The sequence below is a fragment of the Lentibacillus saliphilus genome (genome assembly GCF_019093865.1).
GTDB lineage: Bacteria > Bacillota > Bacilli > Bacillales > Amphibacillaceae > Lentibacillus_B > Lentibacillus_B saliphilus.
Genome location: NZ_JABJXD010000003.1, coordinates 178,044 through 203,539, shown reverse-complemented (window position 1 = coordinate 203,539; position 25,496 = coordinate 178,044). Strand labels below are relative to the sequence as shown.

The window sequence follows — 25,496 nt, the reverse complement described above, 5'->3', positions numbered from 1 at the left end:
TGTGAAGTTTTATAAATTATTTTCTTGGAAAGATCTGCCTGGGGGGACATGAGGTGAATAGCGTGCTACAAAATAACCAAGCGATTACGATCAAGGGAACAAAAGAGGGGCTGACCATTTTCATGGATGATATGTGCTCATTTGAACATGCTTTTGCTGAATTACATGATAAAGTAACAGTTAAAGATCCCATTAAGGATAGCCCACCAGCAAAAGTGACCCTTAAGCTCGGAAATCGCTATATAGATGACCATCAAAAAGAAAGACTACAAGACCTTCTTGGCAGTGAGAATAACTTACAACTTATCGCGCTTGAATCCGATGTTGTACATAAACAAGACGCTCTCGCATGGAAGGAAGAGAGTGAAGTTAAGGTGATCAATAAAATCATCCGGTCTGGACAGGTTTTAAATGTAACTGGAGATTTATTGCTCATTGGAGATGTGAATCCAGGTGGGAAAGTGACTGCTTCTGGTAATATATATGTATTGGGGAAACTTGCTGGTATTGCTCATGCTGGTATGACAGGCGATCAAGAAGCGATTATAGCAGCCTCCTACATGAAACCAAGTCAGCTACGAATTGCTCATTATATTAGTCGGGCTCCAGATTATGAAGCAGATGGCGTGTATATGGAGTGTGGATTTATTGATACAGAGAAAAACAAGATTGTTATTGACCACATACGGGCCATATCGAAAAAGCGGAAGGATCTAAGCGGATTCGAAAGGAGAATGTACAATGGGTGAGGCAATCGTTATTACGTCCGGAAAAGGCGGAGTCGGCAAAACAACGACGACAGCAAATGTTGGTACCGCGCTCGCTTTAATGGATAAGAAGGTTTGTTTGGTTGATACAGATATTGGCTTACGTAATCTTGACGTCATTATGGGATTAGAAAATCGAATTATTTATGATATTGTTGACGTTATTGAAGGACGCTGTAAACTTCAGCAAGCTTTAGTCAAAGATAAACGGTTCAACGATCTGGTGCTGCTGCCGGCAGCTCAAACGACGGATAAAGCAGCTGTAACGAGCGAAGGCATGATTGAACTCGTTGCAGAGTTGAAACAGACATATGATTATATTGTGATTGATTGTCCAGCGGGCATTGAACAAGGCTTCCAGAATGCAATTGCCGGGGCTGACAAAGCAATTGTTGTGACGACGCCTGAAAAATCAAGTGTGCGTGATGCAGATCGCATTATTGGTTTGCTAGAAAAAGAAGAGCATATCGCACCTGCCAACCTTGTCATAAACCGAATTCGTCATCATATGATGAAAAATGGTGATATGCTTGACATTGAGGACATTGTTCAAATACTATCGATAGACCTTATTGGCATTGTCATAGATGATGATGAAGTGATCAAAGCGTCTAATCAAGGTGAGCCCGTTGCATTCCAACCAAATTCCAAAGCATCCATTGCTTACCGCAACATTGCGCGAAGGATTTTGGGTGAGTCAGTGCCATTACAATCCTTGGAGGATGAAAAAGGCATGTTCCAAAAAATGAAGCGCTTTTTCAGTTTGCGCTCATAACATATTACACCATCGTAATCCAATTCAAATTCAATGATTAAAAAGGCGGAAAATCATATGATGATTCATGCCTTTTTTTATTCTATTTTCTAAAACATGGTCATAGACTTGTACAAATGTACGATATGGGGATGTGATCATAATGAATGAAAATATTAAAAAAGTACGTAAATCTATTGAAAGCCGCAGAAAAAATCGTGAATGGCCAGTTAAAGCGGATCGGTCACATCAAATATATCCGTCTTTGCCACAGGAAGAGGAGAAGCATGGCTACTTTCCTTTGTTTTCAAACAGTGGATTAAAGAAGAGTGAGCAAGAAAAAAAGTCATACGTCACACGTTTTATGATGAAAGGCATTTTAGCTGTCATGCTATTTTTGAGCACAGCCATTTTAATGGAGGCTGACGCTACAGTTTTTTCTGGAACTCAACAATGGACAAGTACAGCGTTGTCGGAGGAGTTTCCGTTTGCTAAAGTTCATCTATGGTATCAAGAAACTTTTGGTGCGCCGTTAGCTTTTGATCCAAATCATGAACCAAATCAGGAGAAGCTTGCTCTGCCTGTAGGTGGTCAGGTTGTGGAGACGTTTCAGTCACACGGTTCAGGTATTATGATTGCCCCAGATGAAGCAACTACAGTGAGTGCTTTGAAATCAGGCATGGTTATATTCGCTGGAAATGACCGACAAACAGGTAAAACAATCGTCGTTCAACATGCTGATAATAGCATTTCAACATATGGTTTTCTAAGCTCTATCGATGTCCATGTGTACCAGTCTGTAACCGCTGATGATCAAATGGGATCCTTTAATCCAACATCTGAACATGCAAGTCTTTACTTTGCCATAGAAAAAGACAATCAACCCATCGATCCGATACAGGTGATTCAAGTTGATGAACGTCCTTAAATACGTCCCGCCAATACACATCCATCCGATTATGTTTATATTTATTGTACTGGCTTTTTTAACTGGAACGTTTGTTCATCTCCTGACGATATTTTGTATTGTATTGTTTCATGAGCTTGGTCATTATGCAATGGCTCGTTTTTTCGGCTGGCGTATTAAAGGAATCGTTATTTGGCTATTTGGTGGGATAATGGAAACAGATGAACATGGAACAAAGCCGGTGTACGAAGATGTGCTCGTAACTATTGCGGGACCATTTCAGCATATTATCATTTATATATTTTGCGGTATTATTTACCCATTTGCACTTTTACCGACAGCTATTCTTGAATCGGTGTTGTATTATAATACTGTTATCCTTCTATTTAATTTGTTACCGATATGGCCATTAGATGGTGGAAAGCTATTGTTTTTAAGCTTTTCAAAAAAATGGCCTTATAAGAAAGCACACAAAATGACAGTCATTTTTTCAAGTATTATGATTGTCCTCTCTTTAGGAGGCTATTTAATCATTGAGTCATTTTCACTTGGTATATGTTGTTTAGCTCTTTTTTTACTTTTTGAAAACCATGTTGAGTGGAAACGACGATCTTACGTTTTTCTGCGCTTTTTATTAGATCGATACGAAAATAAAGGCTATGTTGGTGGTGTCTCACCTATTGCTGTGCCATCACATTGCTCGATGATGGACGTCTTTGCGCTGTTTAAGCGGGAAAAAAGACATCAGATATATATTGTGTTTCCTGATGATACACGTAAGGTCGTTGATGAGATGGAATGTTTACGAAGCTATTTCCATGATAAACAATATGACCAACATATGGCAGACGTAGCTTATCGTATAACATAAATCGCTTAAGTATAATGTAGGACTTCCTTGACAGACACTAGGATACGTGATAATATCATTACGTTATTGAAAAAGTAGCACCAGTGCTACAACCGCGCAGAACAGGTTTAAACTCGTGATAAGAGTACCTGCATGGCGAGTCTGAGTTAATAGGAGGTGCAAGTATGTACGCAATTATTGAAACAGGTGGCAAGCAGATCAAGGTAGAAGAAGGCCAAGAAATTTACATTGAAAAAGTGGCTGGTGACAAAGACGAAACAGTGACATTTGATAAAGTTCTTTTCGTTGGCGGAAGCGATGTTAAAGTAGGTGCACCATACGTCGAAGGTGCAACTGTAACTGCAAAAGTTGAAAAACATGGCCGTCAGAAGAAGATTACTGTCTTCAAGTACAAGCCAAAGAAAAACTATCACCGCAAGCAAGGTCATCGTCAGCCATATACAAAGTTGGTTGTTGAAAAAATCAATGCATAAGGATACGTGCAAATGATTCATTTGACTGTTTGGCGATCACATAACCGTATAACGGCGTTTGAGCTATCAGGACATGCTGAAAGTGGTCCTTATGGATACGATCTCGTATGTGCTGGTGTCTCGGCAGTTTCCTTTGGAGCGGTTAATTCAGTGATCTCAATATGCGGAATTGATTTGGATATTGAACAAAAACAGGATGGTGGCTTTTTACACGTCGCCATACCCGATAACCTTGAGCGTAAAGTGGCGGATAACGTACAGCTCCTTTTTGAAGGTATGCTCGTATCGATGGAGACCATTGAACGCGATTATCATCAGTTTATTAAAATTGAACAGAAGCAAGGAGGTTAAGAATATGCTACGTCTAGACTTGCAGTTTTTCGCTCAGAAAAAAGGAGCCGGTAGTACGAAAAACGGCCGTGATTCTGAATCTAAGCGTCTTGGTGCCAAGCGTGGAGATGGTCAGTTTGTAACAGGCGGATCAATTTTATACCGTCAGCGCGGTACAAAGATCTATCCTGGTGAAAACGTTGGTCGAGGTGGAGACGATACATTGTTCTCTAAAATCGACGGCGTGGTCAGATTTGAACGTCTTGGCCGTGACCGCAAAAAAGTTAGTGTTTATCCTGTTGCTCAAGAAGCATAATGGACATATACGAATCGACATCCGTTTATGGGTGTCGATTTTTTTGATGTGTGGCATGCGTGTTCTTCTAACATTTGGTATAATTAAGGTTGCAAATCATAAGGTCTTCACTAAGTGAAATAGGGGGCGCAGGTATGCAACCGAAAGACGTTATTGATGTACTGTCACACTATCGCCATGATATTATGAATCAGCTTCAACTTATTCAGGGATACTTAAGTATGGGGAAGCTTGAAAGTGTTCAAGAGAAAATGACGCAGTATATTGAGCAGCTTCACTCTGAAAGTAAGCTCGTTAATCTCGGTTTGCCAGGGTTTGCACTATGGCTGATTCGTTTTAACAGCACGCATACGAATTATCGTTTAACATACAGTATATATGGTGATCAACAATCTATTCGATCCAGTTTTATTGATGATCAACTCGTATTTGCTTGTAGCACGGTGATACATACATTTCAAGAAATCACTGACGATGACACGTTGTATCACGGACATTTGTCTTTAAGCTGGGATGACATTAATAAACAGTATCAGGTACATATTTCATTGAATGATGTATTTGAAAAGAGTGCGCAACTTGAAAAAGCATTGCAACACGTCCTGCCGTCTGTTATTGTTCATAAGGAAGAACAACAGTTAAGCTGTACAATTACAATTGAAAGCAATGAATAGGGTGAGTATATGTTTGTAGATCAGGTTAAAGTATATATAAAAGCAGGCGATGGCGGTGACGGGCTCGTCGCCTACCGTCGTGAAAAATACGTTCCAATGGGTGGTCCTGCTGGCGGTGATGGTGGAAATGGTGGCGACATTATTTTCAAAGTAGATGAAGGCTTAAATACACTTATGGATCTCCGTTATAACCGCCACTATAAGGCAAAACGCGGTGAAAATGGAATGAGTAAAAACCAGCATGGTAAAAACTCTGCACCGCTCGTTGTATCTGTTCCGCCGGGAACGACCGTAACAGATTCGGCTTCAGGTGAAGTTCTTGCTGACTTGACACAGCACGACCAGGAAGCAGTTATAGCTCAAGGTGGCCGCGGTGGCCGTGGTAACGTGCGCTTTGCAACAGCTCGTAATCCTGCGCCAGAGATTGCCGAAAAAGGTGAGCCAGGTCAAGAGCGAGAAGTTAATGTAGAATTGAAGCTTATTGCTGATGTTGGACTTGTCGGCTTTCCGAGTGTGGGAAAGTCAACACTTTTGTCAGTCGTAAGTGCTGCAAAGCCTAAAATAGCTGATTATCACTTTACAACCCTGGCACCAAATCTTGGTGTTGTCCAAACAAAAGATCAACGTAGCTTTGTAATGGCTGATTTACCAGGGTTGATTGAAGGTGCACATGAGGGTGTCGGATTAGGGCATCAATTTTTGCGCCATGTTGATCGAACGCGGGTGATTGTTCACGTCATTGATATGGCGGGTACTGAAGGCAGAGACCCGTATGACGATTATGTAAAAATCAATCATGAATTATATCAATATGATGATAGTCTGCGAAACCGTCCACAAGTTATTGCCGCCAATAAAATGGACATGCCTGATGCTGAGGCGAATCTTGACGCATTTAAAAGTCAACTGGAAGAGGATTATCCGATTTTTCCAATATCAGCTGTGACTCAGACGGGGTTAAGAGATTTATTATTTGCTGTTGCAGATACGTTGGATACGATTCCGAAATATACACTTGAGCTAGAAGACGAAAAAACTGAGGAAAAAGTGGTATATAAACACGAAAAGAAATCTGATGCATTTAAGATTACCCGTGATCCCGACGGTGCTTATGTATTATCCGGTGAAAAGATTGAAAAACTATTCAAAATGACCGACTTAACACGAGAAGAATCTGCTCAACGCTTCGCAAGACAATTACGTGGCATGGGCATTGATGACGCTTTACGAAAACGTGGTGCGAAAGATGGGGACACGATTCGTCTCCTTGAATTTGAATTCGAATTCATCGATTAAGGTCATGTGTACCAACAATTAAAGAGACTGTTTTTATGAACTAACCTCAAAGGTAGATCAAGTCCTACTTTTGGGGTTGTTTTATTTTAGCGCATTTTTGTTTTGTTGAAGAAATGTTCAACATTTAATCCATTTATGCATATGTTGATAGAGAGTAAAACGCCCAGAAATGAAAGGAGTCATGATTAGATTGAAAATCCACGTCGTACAAAAAGGCGATACGTTATGGGAAATTGCTGAGAAATATGGTGTGTCATATGAAGAACTCAAACAACTCAACACACAGTTATCCAACCCGGATATGATTATGCCTGGAATGAAGATTAAAGTTCCATCATCTTCTAAAGCGGTTAAAACAAAACAGATGACGAAAATAGAGCCGTCCGCAAAAAAACCTTATAAACCTATGTCACCAAAGCCGATGCCTGTTATTCAAGAGGATGATCATGAAAAACCAAAAAAGGTTAAAGTAGAAATGCCGAAGCCACCTATCCCAAAACCACCCATGCCACCAAAGCCACCTCAACCGAAGCCAGAAGCACAACCGAAACCATCTTATCAACCCCACTTTCAAACAAATATGACGGTTCAGCACATATGCATGTATTGCGGACAGCCGTACCCGAAGATGCCAGAGCCAGAAACGTCTAGCGAACAGATGTCTGAAGAGTCTTCCGAAAGTATGGAAATGCCAAAGAAACCGGTGCAACAGATGCCTATGCAACAACAAATGATACACCCTCAACCAATACCATGTCATATGCCAAAGCCACCTATGCCAATTCACAAAAGTGGGTGTGGATGTGGTTGTCATTCTACAGCGGGGATGCCTACTTGGTATGATCAAGGGATGGGACCAGGAAATTTTGGACCAATGCCGGGCATGCAACCATATCCGCAATCTATGCAGCCACAGCAAATGCAGCTACAACAAATGCAACAACAGCAAATGCAACCACAGCAAATGCAACCACAGTCAATGTCAATGCCAATGCACCCTCAACAACCAGCACTTATGCAACATATGCAAATGCCCAATTCACCTTACCCAACACCTCCAGGCTATCGAATGCAGTATGAACAGTTTGAAGAGGAAGACTCAAATCGTGAATAATGACTATAAAAGAGGCGATGTCATTAATGATCGTCTCTCTTCTTTTCTATTGTCATCAGGTCAGATTCACGCTCGGTCGATTCGGTTTATAAAACAACACGTTTATAAATTAAAAACAGAACATGACCAGAATTACATTTTAAAACGACATACACATGAACAACAAGTAAAGCAACAAAGAGACTTCTTTCAACAAATAAAACTGCCCCATATTGCAAAATTTGCTGTTTATCCGAATGGGAAAGAGTGGATTTATGATACAGAGGGTGGATTATGGACGATTACCCCGTTTATTAAAGGTCGATCACTTAATTACGCACATCATAATGACAGAGTCGAGGCAAGTCAATTGCTTTCTCATTTTCATAACTATGCCCGTCACATCCACGTGCCCCAACCTGTTAAACGACAGATTTTTTTTATGAAATGGCTTCATCGTCTTTTGTCTTTTAAAAAGACAGCGCATATTTTCAGCGAATATGGCTATAACACGTTATTTCATGATATTGTCCAAACGACTGAACGTCATATACAAGACTTAGCCATATACCCGTGGGAAAAACTGCTAAGTGATGCAGAACGCAATGGTTTATGGATACATGGCGATGTCGCATCACATAATTTTTTGAAAGGAGATCGTACGTATTTAATTGACTTTGATCTATTAACACAAACATGTCAGCTTTATGATGCGATCCAGCTTGGACAACGGTTTTTACCATACATTGACTGGGATTTGGAGACGTTGCTATCGTATGATTTGGCGGGAAATCATAAGGAAATGTGGCTGGCTGCCGTCATTGTTCCTGGAGATTTACTACGTGAGTGGCTGCATAAGCTGAGGAAAAGTGATGTGTCCGACATTCCAGAACTTCTTTCTGAACTCGATCGGGTGTGGACAAAGCGACAAAAATTTTTAAAAGAAGCGACAAACATGATAAAATCATCATAGTAGAATATGGACTTAAGGAGCGAAACCAATGGAACAGACAATTGAAGACATCATAGCATGGCTACGTCATAAAGTGAAAGCATCAAAAACGAACGGGTTAATCGTCGGTGTGAGTGGTGGATTAGATTCAGCTGTTGTTGCTTATTTGATTCAACGGGCTTTTCCGACACAGTCTCTCGGTTTGATTATGCCAATCCAAACAAAAGAGCCTGATTTAAAGGATGCAGAAGCTGTCGTTCATGGCTGCGGCATTGATCATATGACGGTCGATTTAACGACTATTCATTCAAACATGTATCACACAATTACCGAGCAACTGCATAAAAAAGGAACGTTCCAGCATCAGCAAGATCAGCTGGCAAACGCCAACCTTAGAGCTAGATTACGTATGAGTACATTGTATGCGACGGCTGCGCACTATAATTACCTCGTTGTTGGGACAGATAATGCGAGCGAATGGCATACGGGATACTTTACGAAGTATGGAGATGGCGGTGTAGACATTCAGCCGATCACAGATTTCACAAAAGAGGAAGTTCGCAAGCTTGCTGTGACACTTGGGGTGCCAAATGAGGTTATTGAAAAACAGCCGAGTGCAGACCTCTGGGAAGGACAAACAGACGAAGCTGAAATGGGTACAACATACGCACACATTGATGCGTATTTAACTGGTCAGGCGGTACCAGATTCTGACCGTATGATCATTGAACGGATGCATAACGCAACAGCTCATAAACGTGAACCATTACCACGTTTTCAAAGAGACTGAGTCTAAGCATATAAACACCTTTCTAAACCAAACTAAGGTCTAGGAGGTGTTTTTTTCTGTGAAAAAGCGAACCTATGTCTATAGTGTCCTGATGATCATAATCATCATGACAGGTTGCCAAAAAGAACAGGAACCACCAGATCACGATGCTCCAACGACAGATCCAATTCATTATGAGTCAAAAAAACCGTGAAAATGGCTTACAAGGACTTGAAATTTATGGTTTATGTATTGAATAGGCTCTGTTAAAATTAGATGTTAATTATCGTTTTAGGAACTTTGTTCTGTAGTTAAACTATCTACAATAGGGTTGGTGATGATTGTGAGAGCGATGTCCTGATTGTGAATCAGAGCATATTATTCTTGGTGTGCATTGAAAACATAAAAACATATGCTGCTGAAAAGGGAATAGATATTTACCATATCAAGTCCGATGGTAAAATCGTACTAAGGGGCTTTACCACATCCAGAACGTGAATAATTATCATAAAAAGATTAAAAGGATGGATACAACGAGTTAATGGTGTTGCAATCAAGTATTTATCTATGAATCCTTTAATAAATTCAAACGTAGTAAAATTAAGGGCATACAGCAGAAGAAGTGAGAAGTTATATCTTACATCATCGTTTTTACTTCATTTACTGAATTTGCATACTTACCTATGTGAATTTTAAGGGAGGGTTTATTATGAAATTTCACGCGAAAAAAGACATGACTTTTCGAATCTTGATTTGGGGGTCGGTATTACTTTTCTTGGGACTTTCTGTTGGACTATTCATACCGATTTACCATGAAGCAGGATTCGCCGCGAGTATAACTTTTTCTTTCATATTTGGGATTTTTGTCATCATCATTTTATGGCTGTGGTATCGAACATTTTACGTTGTAACAAATGAACATTTAATTATACATATTGGCCCATTTAAACGCCGAGTTGAGCTGAATACCATTAAAAAAATCGAAAAATCAAATGTCCCATTAGCATCAGTCGCACTGTCAAAAGAACGTTATTTTTTATATTATAATGCAAATGATTACACTATTATTGCACCTGAAAATATTGAAAAATTCGTTGAAGTTGTCAATGAAAAGAGAAAAGAGCCGATTAGGTTCTTAAAATAATTACAACTTAAATTTGCTTCTGCTACCGTTAGTATGGTCTTGGAAATTATAGTATAAGAATAAATTATATACGATTCTTCTTATGGAATTTATACAGCTTTATTGAGCTAAATGGTGCTTTAGTGGAATAAAACATTATTACTAATCTTAGGATGTTTTTTATCTCTCTATATCAACATAGCCATTGAATAATATAAAGGCGGACAAGGCGTATTGCATGAGAAACGAAATTTTTACTTTATAGGAGCGGCTTTATTTGGTATAGTTTATAAGAGATCGTTTGAGAGGAGCATGCGCAATGGCTGGACATTCTAAATGGAAAAACATACAACGCAGAAAAAATGCGCAAGATGCAAAACGCGGAAAAATATTTATGCAGCACGCTAAAAACATATATACAGCTGCCAAGCAAGGGGGCGGCGATCCGGATATGAATCCGGCCCTGAGAACGGCCGTTGATAAAGCGAAAGCCGACAATATGCCGAATGACAATATAGATCGTGCGATCAAAAAAGCAACTGGTACACTTGATGGCGCCAGCTATGAAGAAGTTACTTATGAAGGATATGGACCAGGTGGGGTCGCAATTATTGTTCATGTCTTAACGGATAATAGAAATAGAACAGCTGCTGAGGTTCGACACGCCTTCAAAAAGAATGATGGTAATCTCGGCGAAACGGGCAGTGTATCCTTTATGTTCGATCGTAAAGGTTATATCATCATTGTTGATGAAGAAGGCAAAATAGACGAAGATACGATGACACTTGCTGCGATTGAAGCAGGCGCTGACGATATTGTTAATGCAGATGGCGCATACGAAATCTACACATCGCCAGAAGAGTTTTCAGCTGTTTGTCAAAACCTTGAAGCAGATGGATACGAGCTTGAGCAGGCAGAATTGACACTTATTCCACAAAATTACACCGAGCTGTCAGACGAGCATGCAGACAAAATGCTTCAGCTATTGGATATGCTAGAACAGGATGAAGATGTTCAGGATATCCATCACAATATGAAAGAAGATGAATAATTAGGACGAACTTCCATTGCTATCGATGGAAGTTTTCCATTTCTATACGTATAATTCGGTTATATGTTAAAATGGGATTTGAGGAGAAGATCATATGATTGCATATATTCAAGGTACGTTATCAGAAATCCACGATGAAACAGTTGTTGTGGATGTTCATGGTATCGGATATGAAATTATTTGTCCGAATCCATATATTTATCAAGGGTCATTAAATAAGTCTGTGAAAATACATACATATTATCACGTTCGTGAAGATGTAATCGCCCTTTACGGCTTTAAAAATGAGGCGTTAAAGTCTTTATTTATTAAGCTTATTTCCGTCTCTGGTATTGGGCCAAAAGGGGCCGTCAACATACTTGGTACTGTTGATGTCAATGAATTTGCTGCTGCAGTCGAACGTGAGGATAAAACGTTTTTGACTAAGTTTCCTGGTGTAGGTAAAAAAACGGCACAACAAATTATTTTAGATTTAAAAGGGAAACTAACGTCAATGCTTACATCCATGGATGGCATTTTTGAACAAATCCCTAAAGCGGATACACCAACAGATGCTGCTTTAAACGAAGGAATCGAAGCATTAAAGGCGCTTGGCTATACGGAACGGGAAATTGACGGTATCATGCCTGACTTGCGGAAACTCGCCGTTCAAACCACAGATGAAGCGGTTCGGACAGCGCTAGCATTGCTAATGAAAAAATAACAGGGAGTCATGATGAATGGATGAGCGAATGGTAACGGGCGCTTATCAACAGGAGGATTCTGTTGAGTTAAGCTTGCGTCCTGAAACGTTAAATCAATATATTGGGCAGCATAAAGTGAAGGAAAATCTAAGCATTTTTATACAAGCTGCGAAAATGCGTAATGAACCCCTTGATCACGTCCTTCTGTATGGTCCCCCTGGATTAGGGAAAACGACTTTAGCGGGCATTATTGCTAATGAAATGGGCGTGGAATTTCGCTCAACATCTGGTCCTGCAATTGAACGTGCTGGTGATTTAGCAGCTATTTTGTCGGCTTTAGAGCCTGGAGACGTCCTGTTTATTGATGAAGTACATCGTTTACCACGATCGGTTGAGGAAGTCCTTTATCCAGCGATGGAAGACTTCTTTTTAGATATTGTCATTGGGACTGGTCCAAGTGCTAAGTCTGTACGTATTGACCTTCCACCGTTTACACTTGTTGGAGCCACAACACGTGCAGGCTTGTTGTCTGCCCCTTTGCGGGATCGGTTTGGTGTACTTTCGAGGCTGGAATTTTATGATACAGCTGATTTATGTGCGATTATAGAACGCACAGCAGATATATTTAAGACGTCCATTATGAAAGATGCTGCGCTTGAGGTCGCGAAACGCTCAAGAGGAACGCCGCGTATTGCCAACCGACTCTTAAAGCGTATTCGGGATATTTCTCAAGTAAGCGGTGAGGAAGAGATTCGTTTTGAAACAGCACAACGTGCACTTGACATGCTTCAAGTTGATGCGGTTGGTCTTGATCATATTGATCACAAATTATTAAAGAGCATTATTGAAGGCTTTAACGGTGGCCCTGTTGGACTTGATACGATTGCTGCTACAATCGGTGAAGAATCACAAACCATTGAAGACGTATATGAGCCTTATTTATTGCAAATTGGTTTTATCCAGCGGACACCACGAGGGAGAGTTGTGACGGCGAAGGCCTATCAACATTTTGGACTAGAAGGATTGATTTAGGATGAGTCCAGGTAAACTATTTATTGTGATCGGCATTGTGTTTCTTCTCATCGGTCTATTATGGACATTTGTCGGGAAGCTTCCAGGGGATGTGAGTTTTAAACGCGGAAATGTGAGCTTTCATTTTCCGATTATGACGTCTATCGTCGTGAGCATTGTATTATCCTTAGTGCTGTTTATTATAAATAAATTCAGGTAAAACTGTGATTAGGAGACACATCATGAACATAAATGATTTTGATTTTGATTTACCAGAGCACTTAATTGCCCAGACACCATTAAAAGATCGAACAGCATCCCGTTTGCTCGTTATGGATCGTAAAACAGGCGATCTAACACATACCCATTTTCCACATGTGTTAGACCATTTAAGCGCTGGCGATTGCCTCGTATTGAATGATACCCGTGTACTACCAGCACGTCTATATGGTGTTAAGCAAGACACGGGTGCAAAAGTAGAAATATTATTGCTGCATCAAATTGAGGGCGATAAATGGGAAACTTTGGCGCGTCCGGCTAAAAAAATTAAGCCAGATACAGAAATTGTCTTTGGTGATGGTCAACTACGCGCACGTTGCACAGGAATAAAAGATCATGGCGGTCGCATTTTGGAGTTTTCTTATACGGGTATTTTTTATGAAGTGCTTGATGCGTTAGGAGAAATGCCTTTACCGCCGTATATTAAAGAACAATTACCGGAAAAAGAACGGTATCAGACTGTTTATGCGAAAGAAGAAGGCTCTGCAGCTGCACCAACAGCGGGCTTACACTTCACAACAGATTTGTTGGAGCACATTCAACAAAAAGGTGTTAAACTCGCATTTATAACCCTGCATGTTGGTTTAGGTACTTTCCGGCCTGTCAGTGTAGATGAGGTGGAATCTCATGATATGCATTCAGAATTTTATTCGATGACGGCGGAAACAGCTGATTTGTTAAACCAGGTAAAAGCAGATGGTGGACGCATCATTTCTGTCGGGACAACCTCTACACGTACGCTTGAAACAATAGCGCGTGATCATCATGGGGTGTTTAAGGAGACGAGTGGCTGGACGGATATTTTTATTTATCCGCCGTATCAATTTAAAGCGATCGATGGGCTAATTACTAATTTTCATTTACCTAAATCAACATTGATCATGCTCGTTAGCGCATTTAGCTCGAGGGAACATGTTATGAACGCCTATCATGAAGCTGTTCAAGAGCAGTATCGCTTTTTTAGCTTTGGGGATGCTATGCTCATTTTGTAGAATGCTCGATTTACATGAAGAGACATCAATATAGATCACGTCTCGTCAAAATGAACTGAAAAAGAGGGAAAAATAGTCATGTCAGCTATCACATACGAATTGATCAAAACATGTAAGCAAACAGGGGCTCGGCTTGGTAAGGTCCATACACCGCATGGATCGTTTGATACGCCAATCTTTATGCCAGTTGGCACACTTGCAACTGTTAAAACGATGAGCCCTGAAGAACTAAAAGAAATGGATGCGGGCATCATTCTATCAAACACGTATCACTTGTGGCTCCGACCAGGTGAAGACATTGTCAAAGAAGCAGGCGGGTTACACAAGTTTATGAATTGGGATCGCCCTATACTAACAGATTCTGGCGGTTTTCAAGTGTTCAGCTTAAGCGAAAGACGTAAAATTGAAGAAGCAGGTGTACATTTTCGCAGTCATCTGAATGGGGAAAAATTATTTTTATCGCCTGAAAAAGCGATGCACATTCAAAATGCGCTTGGTTCAGACATTATGATGGCACTTGATGAATGCCCACCATATCCAGCGGAACATGCGTATATGAAGAAGTCGGTAGAACGTACGTCGCGCTGGGCAGAACGCTGTTTAGCAGCGCATGAACGTAAGGGCGACCAAGGGTTGTTCGGTATTATACAGGGTGGAGAATATGAAGATTTGCGTAAACAGAGCGCACAGGATCTTGTATCTCTTGATTTTCCGGGCTATGCTGTAGGTGGATTATCGGTTGGTGAGCCAAAAGATGTGATGAACAGAGTCTTGGAATTCACAACACCATTGATGCCGACGAATAAGCCACGTTATTTAATGGGGGTAGGCTCACCTGATTCTTTAATTGACGGTGCGATTCGGGGCATTGATATGTTTGACTGCGTGCTACCAACACGAATTGCCCGCAATGGGACATGCATGACATCTAATGGCAGACTCGTTGTGCGTAATGCTAAGTTTGAAAGAGATTATCGTCCAATTGATGAGCAATGCGATTGCTATACGTGTCGGAATTACTCTCGTGCGTATATTCGCCATTTAATAAAATGTAATGAAACATTTGGATTTAGACTTACCACTTACCATAACTTATATTTTCTGTTAAACTTAATGAAGCAAGTTCGAACAGCGATAAGCGAGGATCGACTTGGTGATTTTAAACAAGCATTCTTTGAACAATACGGATTTAATGAACCGAATGCTAAAAATTTCTAAATGAAAGGAGTGACACACATGGATCCGAATCTTTTAAGTGGATTGTTACCAATCGTATTAATGATTGCGGTCTTTTATTTCATTTTGATTCGCCCGCAGCAAAAACGTCAAAAGCAAGTTAGACAAATGCAGGCAGATTTGCAAAAAGGAAATAAAATCGTAACGATTGGTGGCATGCATGGTACTGTACATGCACTTGATGAACTCACCGTTGTTTTACAGACGGAGGACGGTACGAAGCTTACATATGATCGTTCTGCTGTTCGTGAAGTTAAAGATCAAACTTCTAACTAATTATAAAAACAGATCAGCTGGCAAAAGCCGACTGGTCTGTTTTTGCTTGAAGAGGAATCATAGTTAATACCCACTAGAGCTGTTTGTTAGATTAACACCGATCACGCCACCCGTTAAGGCTGCTAAAATATAGCCGAGATGATAAAGAGCCTGCTCAAGTGATAAGCCTTGTTGATAACCGAGGTATTGAACGAGCACGACAAATAATGTGAAACCAACCCCTGTCAGTCCCCCAATGAGCCAACCTCTTTCTTTTCCTTTCATACCTGCAACCAATCCGCCCATGAACAGAGAAAGAAGTCCAACGATGAGTGTAACCCAAAATAATACCGATTCATTCATCGACGTCAATTTAAGTAATAGTCCAAGTATCAGACTTGTGATGAGTATAGAGCCTAACACAATAATCCACCCATACATCAGCGCTGTCATTTGCTTTCCCAAGTCACCATCCCCCTTGTTTGTCCAGTTATAAAATGTGTATGCACATACATGGAATATAGACTATAAATATTTAAAGACGTACAAGCATATGATTTGGAGTAAATAGGACAAAGTTTACTCAGGGGGCGTGGACATATGGCGATTGTTTTTGCCGTCCTTGTATTTTTAATCAGTTTCGTCTTGATTATGACCGAGAAGATCAATCGTGCAACGGTGGCACTGGCTGGTGGTACCGTCTTTCTCTTAACAGGTATTTACGATACGTCAGATGTATTTATTAAATATATTGACTGGGATACGATTGCGTTAATTTTTTCGATGATGGTCCTTGTGTCTATTACCCAGAAGTCTAATTTTTTTTCGTACGTTGGTGTACGTTTTGCGCAAGCTATTAAGGGCTCACCGATACCATTGTTAATTGGTACAAGTCTCCTAGTCGCAATTGGCTCGGCCTTGCTAGATAATGTGACAACGGTATTAATCTTCGTTCCAATCATATTGCATATTACAAGGTTATTAAACTTACCATCATTTCCTTATTTACTGTTAACGATTATAAGCTCAAATATTGGTGGTGCAGCTACATTGATTGGTGATCCACCAAATATTATGATTGGACAGGCGGTCGATCACCTCGGTTTCTTATCGTTTATTGTTCATTTAGCGCCGCTAGCTATGCTCAATCTCGTTATTGTTATCGGACTTGCTGTTTTGGTCTTTAGAAAAGAAATATTGGTGCGTCAAATTAATCCAGACACATTAATGGCAATTGATGCTAATGTGTATTTGCGAAAAACACCACTTCTCTACAAATCACTTATCGTATTAGGTGCAACATTACTTGGCTTTAGCTTGCATACTGTATTAAATGTTGATATTACGACCGTTGCCTTGTCCGGTGCTGTTTTACTTCTATTATGGACAGATGATGAAATGGATACAGAAGCTGTTTTCTCCCAAGTAGAATGGGTAACATTATTTTTCTTTGTGGGCTTATTTACAATTGTAGGAGGCTTAGAGGAGGTCGGGGTCATTGCTTGGATTGCGGAAGGAATTATGAGTTATACGAATGGCGCCCTCGCGGAGACGTCAATTATGATATTATGGACATCAGGAACGTTATCTGGTTTCGTTGATAACATCCCCTTCGTAGCGGCTATGATCCCTGTCATTGAACAGTTTTCCGGCTATGGCGTCGAGCATCTTGATCCGATCTGGTGGTCGCTTGCCCTCGGTGCGTGTCTAGGAGGAAATGCGACATTATTAGGTGCATCAGCAAACATCGTCGTAGCTGGCCTTGCTGAGGGTGCGAAACAACGTATTCCCTTTGTTCGATTTATGTTATACGGTGTTCCGTCGGTTGTGATCTCTCTTGTATTGTCAACTTTATATGTGTATGTTCGCTATTTATAAACATATGTGAGATCCAAATACAAAGCACGTATCGCCAAGTTGCTAAAGCGCAATCTGGCGGTACGTGCTTTTAAATAAGATGCTTAATAACTGGTATTTGACTCAGTTCTTCTTTCGAAATGAATCGAAAAGCGAGTAAAAGTAACCAATAAATGAGTAATAAACCGATTAAAGCGAGGATAAAACCGAAAAAGTTATTTAGAAATTGTACATAGGCTTGCTTGAGTGCCTGTCCAAATATCCATGTCGTCAAAAGCAGTGCAACCATCTTAAAGAGATCAACGATTGGAATCGAAAAGCGAATGGTCTTACTTAATGAAAACAGATGGAGTAATGTGACGAGCACGACACCAACAGACATTGAAATCGCAACGCCATATATGCCGAAGTTCGGGTTTGAAGCAAGCATGATTAAAACGGTAAATTTAACAATCGCGCCAATTAAGCTATTCCACATCGCTGGTCGCGCAAGATCAAGTGCTTGTAATGCCGCCTGCAGGGGACTTTGGATGTAAAGGAGAAGGAAGAAAGGCGCCATTAATATGAGAAAGCCTTGCGCATGATCTGTACCGTACATATATGACAAGATGGGTGATGCAAATAATGTTAAGACAACAGTTGAAATTGCACCTGAAGCAAATGATATTCGGATAGATTGGTGAATCCGATAATGGACAAGTCGATTGTTCTGTTTTGCCTCTGCTTCGGAAATAGATGGTACAATGGCAATTGATAGTGATTGCGTTATAAATGTCGGCAAAAACAATAAAGGGAGCACATATCCAGTTAATTCACCATAAGCTTTTGTCGCAACAGCGGTTGTAATGCCAGCAATTGCAAGCGTCTGTGCGACAAGAATTGGTTCTAAGAAGTGTGAAATTGAACCGATCATCCGACTTCCCGTACTTGGAAGGGCAATGGATAATAATTCTTTTGTAGTCTGTTGACTGGCTTTTAAATACTTAAAAAAGTGTGTTCGCACCTTGATCGTCTTCTTGCGTTTAAACAAGATCATCATGTACAATAAAGAAACGAGTTCCCCTAGAACAACACTGATCATGGCGCCTGCTGCAGCGTATTCGATACCGAATGGCATGAGAAGCTTCACGAAAAGAGCGACACACGTTATCCTGACTATCTGTTCAATAACGATGGCATAGCTTTGTGGCTTCATGTTTTGTTTGCCTTGAAAATAGCCCTTTATAATAGATGACATAGCAACGATTGGAACGATGGGGCTAATCGCGATCAGTGGTAACGCTGTTCGTTCATCTGTTAATAACGTATGACTAATAAATGGTGCAGCAAGGATCATGCCTATCGTGAAGATCACGCTTGTCGTCATTGTCAATAGAATGGATATGACAAGGATGCGTTTAATTTTATGCGTATCCCCTCTTGCATCAGCTTCAGCTACGCGTTTAGATATCGCAACAGGCAGACCGAATTGCGTCAACGTGATGACTAAAAACAAGGTAGGTAAAGCCATCATATAGAGGCCAACCCCTTCTTCACCCATCAAGCGTGCAACGACGATTCTGTTAATGAATCCAAGGAAGCGTGTAATCATACCCGCAATAATTAAAATAATTGTTCCTTGTAAAAACGTTTGTTTCGTCAATGTGCAGGACCTGCCTTCTCAAAAAAATAAATATGTTATACAATGATATATATGCATATAAGTTGGTCAAGCATGACAAGTATTACATTGAACGTTAAGCATTTAGGAGGGATTGTCCAGTGGAAACGCGATTGGTGAATGAATGGAGAGCAGAGTTAGGGTCTGTCCTCGAAAGTAAAGTGTATGAATTTAAGTCGATGGGCTATGAAGAAGTAACGGCTGATGACATATGGCAATGTCTCAATCGAAAAGTGTGGACAGAACACCCTTGTCAAAAACGACTGCATGAAGTGGTGCAGGATATCTTTCACCTAGCATCCTCTACATATATGAGCTACTTGACTGTTAGTGCATTTGAGGAAGATGATTTAATGGCGTCAATTGCAGCATTATCCTAAAAATAAGGATAAGCCTGTTATTAAAAGGGAGGCAATTTTATAAATGAACAAGCGAGGCAGATTAGTTGCCTTTTTCCTAATCGTTTTGTTGTTTGCAGGTGCGATGGGAACGACGGTAACAGATATTACAAAGAACATTAACCTTGGTCTCGATCTTCAAGGCGGCTTTGAAGTGCTTTATGAAGTCGAACCTGTTGATGAATCGCAAGATATTACCCGAAATCTAATGGAAGATACGGTCAAAATTTTAAATGATCGTGTAAACGGACTCGGGATAAGTGAAGCCAATATCAATATTGAAGGAGAAGACCGAATCAGAGTTCAGCTGGCGGGAATTGAAGATCAGTCTCAAGCCCGTGATATGCTGGCAACGTCTGCGCGCCTATCTTTTAGAGATGTCAATGACAATAAACTATTAGACGGTTCTGATATTCAAGAGGGTAGTGCCAGACAAGATTTTGAACCGGATACGAATGCTCCAATTGTGACGCTAAAGTTAAAAGATGCGTCCAAGTTTGCTGAAGTCACTGAACAAATTAAAAATATGGGTGAACCAGACAATCGACTCGTAATATGGATGGACTATCAAGATGGTGATTCATTTGCAGAAGAAGTGCAAAAAGAAGAGCCTAAATATGAATCTGCCCCGAGGGTAAGTAAAATCATTAACTCATCAAATGTCCAAATTGACGGCTATACAATTGATGAAGCGAAGGATTTAGCGAGTGTCATCAATGCTGGGTCATTACCTGTTAATATGACTGAAAAATATTCTACTTCCGTAGGTGCTCAGTTCGGAGAGCAAGCTTTAAATAAAACGGTTTTTGCAGGTATGATCGGTGTGGGGCTTATTTTTGCATTTATGCTAGCCGTTTATCGTTTTCCTGGTGTCATAGCTGTTATTAATTTAAGCATTTATATTTATTTGATCCTTCTCGTATTTAATTTGATGAATGGTGTCTTAACATTACCTGGTATTGCAGCATTAATACTCGGTGTCGGTATGGCGGTTGATGCGAACGTCATTACATTCGAACGGATTAAAGAAGAACTGCGAGCTGGAAAATCTGTCGTTGCTGCCTTTAAAGCAGGGACAAAAAACTCATTATCAACAATATTTGATGCGAACATTACGACGTTAATTGCTGCGTCCATTCTCTTTATGTTTGGTACAAGCTCTGTTAAAGGGTTTGCGACAATGCTGATCGTTAGTATTGTAATTAGCTTTATAACGGCAGTGTTTGGTACACGCCTATTACTGAGCCTCTGGGTGAACACCCGTATGCTGAATGATAAAAAAGGTTGGTTCGGTGTGAAACAGGATGAAATTGCTGACATAGCAGCATCCGATAAAGAACCAGAAGCAACATTTATGAATCGTTCATGGAATGTCGTTGATTACCGGAAAATATTCTTTGTAGCATCCGCATCAATGATCATTATTGGAATCGTGTCACTCGGCTTTTTCAAGCTGAACCCGGGCATTGATTTCACAAGCGGATCCCGAATAGAGGTTTTAGCTGATCAGACACTCACAACTGAACAGGTTAATGAACATTTAGAAATACTTGAGCTGAATGCCAAATCAATTGTGATTTCAGGTGACGACAATGACATTGCCGTTATGCGGTTTGACAAAGTGTTATCAAAAGACAACATTGAAGAGATTAAGTCGTATTTTTATAATGAATACAACAATGAGCCAAATGTAAGTGTCGTTTCACCGATTGTAGGTGAAGAACTTGTTAAAAATGCGATTTATGCTGTCGCGATTGCTTCAATCTTTATGATTATTTACGTAACATTGCGCTTTGAAATGTTCTTTGCCGTTACTGCATTGATCGCGCTCTTGCATGATGCATTTTTCGTTCTTGTCGTGTTTAGTGTGACCCGAATAGAATTTGATGTAACAATTGTCGCAGCAGTGTTGACGATCGTTGGTTACTCGATTAACGACACGATCGTTACATTTGATCGGATTCGGGAAAATCTCCGCAAGAAGAAGCGTGTTAAAACATTCCAGGAATTGGCAAAAGTTGTGAACCAAAGCCTTGTTCAAACGTTTACGCGAAGCTTGAACACAACGATAACGACAATGATCGCTGTTTTAGCATTTTTGTTCCTTGGCGCTCAATCAATTACAGGATTCGCCCTTGCACTTGCCGTTGGTTTGCTTGTCGGAACGTATTCATCTCTGTTCCTTGCATCTTTATTATGGCTTGTGTGGCGTGGCAAAATGATTAAACAAAAACCAGTCGTTTTTGAGAAGAAAAAACGTGTTGAAGGCCCACAAGTATAATTCCAACAACCCTTGTGTCAATTGTTGATACAAGGGTTGTTTATCTAACGGTTTGATTAAAAATAATCCGGGTATACTGGGAAACAATGGAGGTATGTAATGTGAAAAACCAATACACCGTCATACTCGCTATCGTTGTGTTTATGATTGTCGCAATCTTTGCAGTTATTAATGTGGAAGCTGTCGAAATTAACTATTTATTCGGGACGGGTAAAGCGCCGCTCGTATTAATCATATTAAGCTCTGTTTTAATGGGAGGAATTCTAACAGCCTCTGCAGGTGCTGTTAGACTCTTTCGCTTGCAAAGAGAAAACAAGAAGCTCAAAGCAAAGCTGCGTCAATTCGAATTTGAGGTAGAAGATGAGGGAAAAGCTAGTTCTTCGCTTGAAAAAACGGACTCAATGTCATCTAACAATCATTCTGCTGAATAAAAAAGCTTTTTAAGAGTAAATCAGATTGCACCCTATTAATGTCTTTTGTATAATAGATAAGTCAGGGGTGAATCTATGCTACAAAGCAAAGCGAAGTGGATGACTTTCGATCGAAAAGCGGATTGTGAGCATCTACAAGAACTTTCACATACAATGTCACCTGTTATCATTGATCTGCTCGTTCAACGTGGCATAACACGTGCCGAACAGGCGGAGGCATTCTTGTCTCCTAAGCTATCTAACCTGTTTGCCCCTACGTTGCTAAGGGATGTTGAAAAAGCGGTTCATCGTGTACAGCAAGCGGTGACGAATCGTGAAAAAATATTAGTGTTTGGAGACTATGATGCAGACGGTGTGAGCTCAACGACTTTAATGCTTGATGTCTTGCGTGAACTTGGTGCTGAATGTGACTATTATATACCCAATCGCTTTACAGAAGGATATGGACCAAATAAAGCTGCGTTTACTTATGCACAGGAACAAGGCTTCGGACTGATTATTACAGTTGATACGGGAATTGCTTCTGTGGAAGAAACGACATATGCTAATGAAATCGGTTTGGATATCATTATTACAGATCACCATGAAATTCAAGACGTTGTACCAAATGCCTATGCTGTCGTTCATCCAAAACATTCACCAGACTATCCATTCAAGGAATTAGCTGGTGTTGGCGTGGCCTTTAAGTTTGCAGAAGCCCTTCTTGGTTATTGTCCGACACACTTACTTGATTTAGTTGGACTCGGAACAATTGCCGATATGGTGCCACTTCTAAATGAGAATAGAATCCTTGCTTATTATGGGCTAGAACGACTTCAGTCAACTGAACGCCCAGGATTAAAAGCACTGAAGAAGGTTTATAAAATTGAAGGACACGTTACAGAAGAGTCCGTTGGTTTTCAATTAGCGCCAGCGCTAAACGCTGTCGGTAGATTACAAAGTGCTGATCTCGCTGTTGAATTATTGCTTACGGAAGACGAAACGGAGGCAATGTCTCTTGCAAAAGAAATTGAAGCCTTGAATGAACAACGAAAAAGCATTGTGAAGCAAATTGTTGCAGAGGCTGAACAAATGGTTCAGTCAGATGAGAAAAGTGCCATTGTTGTTGCACATAAAGCATGGAATCCTGGTGTTCTAGGAATCGTTGCTTCTAGGCTGGTCAGGCAGTTTAATAGGCCGGCAATTGTCTTGGCTATTGATGAAAAGGAACAAGTTGCAAAAGGTTCAGCAAGAAGTATCCCAGCATTTGATATTTTTAAAAATGGTATGATGATTAGAGATGTTTTTACACATTTTGGTGGACACGCCCAGGCTGCTGGTATGACGCTACCAGTAGATCATATCTCTCTACTACGGGATAAGCTAAGTGAGCAATTGCAAGATCAATTAAGTGAGGATGACTTTAAGCCTGTCATAGAGGTGAGTGGAACATTAGCATTGGCTGATGTTAACGAAAAACTGGTCTATGACTTGAAAAAGCTTGCCCCTTTTGGAATGAAAAATCCAAAACCACTTTTTCGTGTCGAACATATGCCATCAGATGTGCGACAGATCGGAAACACGAAGCGGCATTTAAAAATGCAGTTTCAGTCTTCTGAAGGACGTATTGATGCGATTGGATTCGGAATGGGTTCGCTTTATCCACATATTTCTCAAAGGACTCCTGTTTCAATCATCGGAGAGCTCGGTTTAAACGAATGGAACGGACATAGAAAAGTCCAAATCGTTTTAGAAGATATGAAGATAGATCAATGGCAATTATTTGATCATCGTGGCAAAACACTTAAACATGTATATGACCAGCTGACAAATATGGGCCAGGTTGGTATGATATGCAATGCGCCAACACATCAATATGCGAATGCTGTTGAGATATTATATAATGAAAGCACAGATCACATAGATATGAATATCGATACACTTATGATTGTTGACTTACCACCAAATCTGGAAGCCCTTGGGCAAATGATTAGGCGATTAAAACCGCAAAACATACATGTTTGTTATAATGTCCAAGATAGCGTATATTTAAAGCCTTTTCCATCGCGGGAAGATTTTAAATGGTTTTACGGATTAATTTATAAGCGTAATATTGTAGACTTGCATAAAGAATTAAGACCAATTATGGCTGCTAAGTCTTGGCCTAAGGATTATATTATTTTTATGGCTCAAGTGTTTAGAGAGCTTGAATTTATTCACATTAATAAAGGGATCATTAAAATGAATCCTCAACCGATTAAAAAAGACTTACATGAATCAACATTATACAACGAACGTTTGGTAAGATGTGATGTTGAAAAAACGCTATACTATTCACAGTATGATCAATTGAGGGCGTGGTTTGCCGAAAGTATGGAAGACGTGCAATCCACCAGGGAGGCTGTAACAGATGGATTACAAAAAGCATATTAAAATAGTAGAAGATTGGCCAAAAGAAGGCATTAAATTTAAAGACATTACCCCATTAATGGAAAATGGCGCTGCATTTAAAAGTGCTGTTGATGAGATTGTTCAATACGCAAAAAATAAAGAAGCTGATGTTGTTGTTGGTCCCGAAGCGAGAGGATTTATAATCGGATGCCCTGTTTCGTATGCGCTCGGAATAGGCTTTGTTCCGGTTCGTAAGGAAGGTAAATTACCAAGAGAAGTCATTAAAGTTGATTACGGTCTCGAATACGGTGAAAATGTCTTGACCATTCATAAAGATGCGATTAAACCTGGCCAGCGCGTCCTCATTACAGATGATTTGCTTGCGACAGGTGGTACGATTGAGGCGACCATTAAATTAGTAGAGCAATTAGGAGGCGTCGTCGTCGGCTGCGCATTTCTCGTTGAATTGACTTATTTAAATGGACTCGAGAAATTAGAAGATTACGATGTTCAAACACTCATTTCGTACTAATTAAAAGACGAAAATAGGTCTGGGACATAGCTTGAAGTTTAACGCAAAAGACGAACAATGCGTAACACTAGCTCCGGAAATACACGTAGACTCCTGTGGGAGGAAGGCTAAAATCGCGACGACAATCGCCACGCC

General features: G+C 40.3%; 29 protein-coding genes, 1 pseudogene and 1 other annotated feature. Of the genes and pseudogenes, 28 read left to right on the top strand and 2 right to left on the bottom strand.

Going from position 1 to position 25,496, the window contains the following annotated elements; translation table 11 throughout:
* Positions 1–53 precede the first annotated feature (53 nt).
* From minC to yajC, 22 genes and pseudogenes are all read left to right on the top strand, one after another.
* The gene (gene minC, locus HPC67_RS07370) at positions 54–749 is read left to right on the top strand and encodes a septum site-determining protein MinC (RefSeq protein WP_343327822.1); all 696 of its coding nucleotides are present in this window, start codon (positions 54–56) and stop codon (positions 747–749) included.
* Positions 742–1,542, top strand: coding sequence for a septum site-determining protein MinD (gene minD, locus HPC67_RS07365; protein ID WP_217586853.1), 801 nt, complete (start codon positions 742–744; stop codon positions 1,540–1,542). The genes minC and minD overlap by 8 nt, the downstream gene beginning before the upstream one ends.
* 142 nt (positions 1,543–1,684) lie before the next feature.
* Positions 1,685–2,449 carry a peptidoglycan DD-metalloendopeptidase family protein gene (locus tag HPC67_RS07360; RefSeq protein WP_217586852.1) on the top strand — a complete coding sequence of 255 codons (765 nt, stop codon included), beginning with the start codon at positions 1,685–1,687 and terminating at the stop codon, positions 2,447–2,449.
* Positions 2,436–3,299 carry a M50 family metallopeptidase gene (locus tag HPC67_RS07355; RefSeq protein WP_217586851.1) on the top strand — a complete coding sequence of 288 codons (864 nt, stop codon included), beginning with the start codon at positions 2,436–2,438 and terminating at the stop codon, positions 3,297–3,299. The genes HPC67_RS07360 and HPC67_RS07355 overlap by 14 nt, the downstream gene beginning before the upstream one ends.
* 80 nt (positions 3,300–3,379) lie before the next feature.
* Positions 3,380–3,452: a sequence feature (ribosomal protein L21 leader region), on the top strand.
* 11 nt (positions 3,453–3,463) lie between these two features.
* Positions 3,464–3,772, top strand: a complete 309-nt coding sequence (rplU, locus tag HPC67_RS07350; RefSeq protein ID WP_217586850.1) for a 50S ribosomal protein L21 — start codon at positions 3,464–3,466, stop codon at positions 3,770–3,772.
* Positions 3,773–3,784: 12 nt separating this feature from the next.
* Complete coding sequence (locus tag HPC67_RS07345) at positions 3,785–4,123, top strand: ribosomal-processing cysteine protease Prp (RefSeq protein ID WP_217586848.1); 339 nt, start codon at positions 3,785–3,787, stop codon at positions 4,121–4,123.
* A 4-nt stretch (positions 4,124–4,127) separates the two neighbouring features.
* The gene (rpmA, locus tag HPC67_RS07340) at positions 4,128–4,418 is read left to right on the top strand and encodes a 50S ribosomal protein L27 (protein WP_217586846.1); all 291 of its coding nucleotides are present in this window, start codon (positions 4,128–4,130) and stop codon (positions 4,416–4,418) included.
* 134 nt (positions 4,419–4,552) lie between these two features.
* On the top strand, positions 4,553–5,092 hold the full coding sequence (locus HPC67_RS07335; RefSeq protein WP_217586844.1) for a Spo0B domain-containing protein: 540 nt from the start codon (positions 4,553–4,555) through the stop codon (positions 5,090–5,092).
* A gap of 9 nt (positions 5,093–5,101) precedes the next feature.
* Entirely contained in the window at positions 5,102–6,388 is a 1,287-nt protein-coding gene (gene obgE / locus HPC67_RS07330) for a GTPase ObgE (RefSeq protein ID WP_217586843.1), read from the top strand.
* Positions 6,389–6,569: 181 nt separating this feature from the next.
* Complete coding sequence (gene safA, locus HPC67_RS15870) at positions 6,570–7,502, top strand: SafA/ExsA family spore coat assembly protein (RefSeq protein WP_281417506.1); 933 nt, start codon at positions 6,570–6,572, stop codon at positions 7,500–7,502.
* Positions 7,495–8,454 carry a phosphotransferase gene (locus tag HPC67_RS07320; protein WP_217586842.1) on the top strand — a complete coding sequence of 320 codons (960 nt, stop codon included), beginning with the start codon at positions 7,495–7,497 and terminating at the stop codon, positions 8,452–8,454. The genes safA and HPC67_RS07320 overlap by 8 nt, the downstream gene beginning before the upstream one ends.
* A gap of 28 nt (positions 8,455–8,482) precedes the next feature.
* Positions 8,483–9,223, top strand: coding sequence for an NAD(+) synthase (gene nadE, locus HPC67_RS07315; RefSeq protein ID WP_217586841.1), 741 nt, complete (start codon positions 8,483–8,485; stop codon positions 9,221–9,223).
* 58 nt (positions 9,224–9,281) lie between these two features.
* Positions 9,282–9,416, top strand: a complete 135-nt coding sequence (locus HPC67_RS15865) for a hypothetical protein (RefSeq protein ID WP_281417505.1) — start codon at positions 9,282–9,284, stop codon at positions 9,414–9,416.
* Positions 9,417–9,607: 191 nt separating this feature from the next.
* A pseudogene (locus tag HPC67_RS15975) lies at positions 9,608–9,769 on the top strand (IS1595 family transposase); the annotation flags it as partial.
* Positions 9,770–9,911: 142 nt separating this feature from the next.
* On the top strand, positions 9,912–10,346 hold the full coding sequence (locus HPC67_RS07305; RefSeq protein WP_217586840.1) for a PH domain-containing protein: 435 nt from the start codon (positions 9,912–9,914) through the stop codon (positions 10,344–10,346).
* Positions 10,347–10,644: 298 nt separating this feature from the next.
* Complete coding sequence (locus HPC67_RS07300; protein WP_217586839.1) at positions 10,645–11,376, top strand: YebC/PmpR family DNA-binding transcriptional regulator; 732 nt, start codon at positions 10,645–10,647, stop codon at positions 11,374–11,376.
* A gap of 94 nt (positions 11,377–11,470) precedes the next feature.
* Entirely contained in the window at positions 11,471–12,079 is a 609-nt protein-coding gene (ruvA, locus tag HPC67_RS07295; RefSeq protein WP_217586838.1) for a Holliday junction branch migration protein RuvA, read from the top strand.
* A gap of 16 nt (positions 12,080–12,095) precedes the next feature.
* Entirely contained in the window at positions 12,096–13,091 is a 996-nt protein-coding gene (ruvB, locus tag HPC67_RS07290) for a Holliday junction branch migration DNA helicase RuvB (protein WP_217586836.1), read from the top strand.
* A gap of 1 nt (position 13,092) precedes the next feature.
* Entirely contained in the window at positions 13,093–13,290 is a 198-nt protein-coding gene (locus HPC67_RS07285) for a DUF2905 domain-containing protein (RefSeq protein ID WP_217586834.1), read from the top strand.
* A gap of 22 nt (positions 13,291–13,312) precedes the next feature.
* Complete coding sequence (gene queA, locus HPC67_RS07280) at positions 13,313–14,341, top strand: tRNA preQ1(34) S-adenosylmethionine ribosyltransferase-isomerase QueA (protein ID WP_217586832.1); 1,029 nt, start codon at positions 13,313–13,315, stop codon at positions 14,339–14,341.
* Between the two features lie 78 nt (positions 14,342–14,419).
* Positions 14,420–15,559 (top strand): tRNA guanosine(34) transglycosylase Tgt, encoded by a 1,140-nt coding sequence (gene tgt / locus HPC67_RS07275; RefSeq protein WP_217586830.1) that lies wholly within the window; start codon positions 14,420–14,422, stop codon positions 15,557–15,559.
* A gap of 18 nt (positions 15,560–15,577) precedes the next feature.
* Complete coding sequence (gene yajC / locus HPC67_RS07270) at positions 15,578–15,853, top strand: preprotein translocase subunit YajC (protein ID WP_217586828.1); 276 nt, start codon at positions 15,578–15,580, stop codon at positions 15,851–15,853.
* Between the two features lie 63 nt (positions 15,854–15,916).
* Here yajC and HPC67_RS07265 read toward each other — a convergent pair whose 3' ends face one another.
* Complete coding sequence (locus HPC67_RS07265) at positions 15,917–16,297, bottom strand: TIGR04086 family membrane protein (RefSeq protein WP_246569811.1); 381 nt, start codon at positions 16,295–16,297, stop codon at positions 15,917–15,919.
* 135 nt (positions 16,298–16,432) lie between these two features.
* On the opposite strand from HPC67_RS07265, the gene HPC67_RS07260 reads away from it, so the two are divergent.
* On the top strand, positions 16,433–17,710 hold the full coding sequence (locus HPC67_RS07260) for an ArsB/NhaD family transporter (RefSeq protein WP_217586826.1): 1,278 nt from the start codon (positions 16,433–16,435) through the stop codon (positions 17,708–17,710).
* A gap of 70 nt (positions 17,711–17,780) precedes the next feature.
* On the opposite strand, the gene spoVB is transcribed toward HPC67_RS07260, so the two are convergent.
* Entirely contained in the window at positions 17,781–19,331 is a 1,551-nt protein-coding gene (spoVB, locus tag HPC67_RS07255) for a stage V sporulation protein B (RefSeq protein ID WP_217586824.1), read from the bottom strand.
* A 119-nt stretch (positions 19,332–19,450) separates the two neighbouring features.
* Between spoVB and HPC67_RS07250 the strand changes: the two genes are divergently transcribed.
* The 5 genes from HPC67_RS07250 to HPC67_RS07230 all read left to right on the top strand — a co-directional run bounded on the left by HPC67_RS07250 (position 19,451) and on the right by HPC67_RS07230 (position 25,361).
* Complete coding sequence (locus tag HPC67_RS07250) at positions 19,451–19,729, top strand: post-transcriptional regulator (protein WP_217586822.1); 279 nt, start codon at positions 19,451–19,453, stop codon at positions 19,727–19,729.
* 43 nt (positions 19,730–19,772) lie between these two features.
* On the top strand, positions 19,773–22,028 hold the full coding sequence (gene secDF, locus HPC67_RS07245) for a protein translocase subunit SecDF (RefSeq protein WP_217586821.1): 2,256 nt from the start codon (positions 19,773–19,775) through the stop codon (positions 22,026–22,028).
* A gap of 101 nt (positions 22,029–22,129) precedes the next feature.
* Positions 22,130–22,459, top strand: a complete 330-nt coding sequence (locus HPC67_RS07240) for a LapA family protein (protein WP_217586820.1) — start codon at positions 22,130–22,132, stop codon at positions 22,457–22,459.
* Between the two features lie 75 nt (positions 22,460–22,534).
* Positions 22,535–24,871 carry a single-stranded-DNA-specific exonuclease RecJ gene (recJ, locus tag HPC67_RS07235; RefSeq protein WP_217586819.1) on the top strand — a complete coding sequence of 779 codons (2,337 nt, stop codon included), beginning with the start codon at positions 22,535–22,537 and terminating at the stop codon, positions 24,869–24,871.
* The gene (locus tag HPC67_RS07230; RefSeq protein WP_217586818.1) at positions 24,849–25,361 is read left to right on the top strand and encodes an adenine phosphoribosyltransferase; all 513 of its coding nucleotides are present in this window, start codon (positions 24,849–24,851) and stop codon (positions 25,359–25,361) included. Before recJ ends, HPC67_RS07230 begins: the two co-directional genes overlap by 23 nt.
* Positions 25,362–25,496 lie beyond the last annotated feature (135 nt).